This window comes from Bacillus sp. FSL L8-0199 (assembly GCF_038005705.1).
GTDB lineage: Bacteria > Bacillota > Bacilli > Bacillales > Bacillaceae_G > Bacillus_A > Bacillus_A cereus.
Genome location: NZ_JBBOTS010000001.1, coordinates 292,501 through 295,000 on the forward strand (window position 1 = coordinate 292,501; position 2,500 = coordinate 295,000).

Genomic DNA, 2,500 nt, shown 5'->3' on the forward strand with positions numbered 1-2,500 from the left:
GGGAGAAGGGGTGCTTTCTTAACGGAAAGCCGCAGTGAATAGGCCCAAGCGACTGTTTAGCAAAAACACAGCTCTCTGCGAAGCCGTAAGGCGAAGTATAGGGGGTGACACCTGCCCGGTGCTGGAAGGTTAAGGAGAGGGGTTAGCGTAAGCGAAGCTCTGAACTGAAGCCCCAGTAAACGGCGGCCGTAACTATAACGGTCCTAAGGTAGCGAAATTCCTTGTCGGGTAAGTTCCGACCCGCACGAAAGGTGTAACGATTTGGGCACTGTCTCAACCAGAGACTCGGTGAAATTATAGTACCTGTGAAGATGCAGGTTACCCGCGACAGGACGGAAAGACCCCGTGGAGCTTTACTGTAGCCTGATATTGAATTTTGGTACAGTTTGTACAGGATAGGCGGGAGCCATTGAAACCGGAGCGCTAGCTTCGGTGGAGGCGCTGGTGGGATACCGCCCTGACTGTATTGAAATTCTAACCTACGGGTCTTATCGACCCGGGAGACAGTGTCAGGTGGGCAGTTTGACTGGGGCGGTCGCCTCCTAAAGTGTAACGGAGGCGCCCAAAGGTTCCCTCAGAATGGTTGGAAATCATTCGTAGAGTGCAAAGGCATAAGGGAGCTTGACTGCGAGACCTACAAGTCGAGCAGGGACGAAAGTCGGGCTTAGTGATCCGGTGGTTCCGCATGGAAGGGCCATCGCTCAACGGATAAAAGCTACCCCGGGGATAACAGGCTTATCTCCCCCAAGAGTCCACATCGACGGGGAGGTTTGGCACCTCGATGTCGGCTCATCGCATCCTGGGGCTGTAGTCGGTCCCAAGGGTTGGGCTGTTCGCCCATTAAAGCGGTACGCGAGCTGGGTTCAGAACGTCGTGAGACAGTTCGGTCCCTATCCGTCGTGGGCGTAGGAAATTTGAGAGGAGCTGTCCTTAGTACGAGAGGACCGGGATGGACGCACCGCTGGTGTACCAGTTGTTCTGCCAAGGGCATAGCTGGGTAGCTATGTGCGGAAGGGATAAGTGCTGAAAGCATCTAAGCATGAAGCCCCCCTCAAGATGAGATTTCCCATAGCGTAAGCTAGTAAGATCCCTGAAAGATGATCAGGTTGATAGGTTCGAGGTGGAAGCATGGTGACATGTGGAGCTGACGAATACTAATAGATCGAGGACTTAACCATATAATATGTAGCAATGTTATCTAGTTTTGAAGGAATATGCCTTCATAGTTTGGTGATGATGGCAGAGAGGTCACACCCGTTCCCATACCGAACACGGAAGTTAAGCTCTCTAGCGCCGATGGTAGTTGGGACCTTGTCCCTGTGAGAGTAGGACGTCGCCAAGCAAGAACCTAAGTCGTTTTGACTTAGGTTTTTTTGTGCTTATTTTTATTATTTAAAATATAAAGGTAATAATTACCTTTATAAGAATATAGTCCAGATGTAACAAGAATGTTTGTGATCTTATATAAAAAGGTTATGTAAAAAGAGCTAGATTGTTATTTTTACATAACCTTTTGTGCTTTTAAAGGATTTTATATTAGAAAAAATCTATAATTAAGGTAGTTAACATATATTTTTGATGGGTGTGGGGATTATGAAAGAAATATGCATGTTATTAGTGGCTGTTATATTATGGGGCACAGCCATTGCACCAACAAAATGGGCGTTAGAATCTATTCAGCCGTTTACTTTGTTATTTATTCGTCTTTTCTTTGCAGGTGGAATTTGTATGCTATTCTCATTTAAGGAACTACAAAAATCAGTTGTACATAAAAAAGTTCCATGGAAAAGAATGAGTTTGTTAGCTTTTACCGGTGTAGCTGGTTATTTTATGTTTACATCCTACGGCATTTCTTTAACAAGTGGATTACATGTGAGTATTATAGATGCTGCGTTACCATTAGTTACAATTCTTTTTTCAGCACTCTTTTTGAAAGAGAAAATTCGATTGAATTATTGGATAGGAATTATATTGGGTGCTATAGGAGTACTCTTTATTACGATTCCATCTAAAAGTGCTAATCAAGAAGTATCTTTAATAGGAGATATACTGATATTATTAAGTACTTTTCTATTTGCTTTCTACACAGTTTTACTAAAACGACCAAAACAAGAACAGTATTTATCAAACGAGGTTTTTACAACATTAACTTTAATTATTGGAGCTGTTATTCTCTTACCGTTTGCACTGGTAGAAATTTTTTATTACGGTCTCCCAAAGGTTGAAACTTGGAAAACGGGACTTAGTGTAATATACCTTGTTATTGGAGCAACAATTTTAGCATATTGGTTTTGGAATAAAGCGCTAGAGAGAGTTTCAGCATCAGTAAGCGGATTATATTTAAATGCATTACCATTAATAAGTATTGTTACTTCAATTATTCTATTAAATGAATCTCTGACATGGAGAGTAATAATGGGAGCAAGTTTAGTTTTAATCGGAGTAGGATGGGCGGATAAGCAAAAGTTGTGTAATCTATTAAAAGGTAACAAGGTGGAGA

Annotated in this window: 1 protein-coding gene and 2 rRNA genes (2 of these 3 running past the window's edge); all 3 read left to right on the top strand. The window is 42.6% G+C overall.

Annotated elements, in window-relative coordinates:
* A 23S ribosomal RNA gene (locus tag NST86_RS01625) occupies positions 1-1,178 on the top strand; it begins 1,745 nt to the left of the window's first position.
* 48 nt (positions 1,179-1,226) lie between these two features.
* Positions 1,227-1,342 (top strand): 5S ribosomal RNA (gene rrf, locus NST86_RS01630).
* Positions 1,343-1,593: 251 nt separating this feature from the next.
* Positions 1,594-2,500: the 5' portion of a DMT family transporter gene (locus NST86_RS01635; RefSeq protein ID WP_000658278.1), read on the top strand. 14 nt of this gene lie beyond the right edge of the window; only the first 907 of its 921 coding nucleotides appear in the window; the start codon lies at positions 1,594-1,596; its stop codon lies off the right edge, out of view.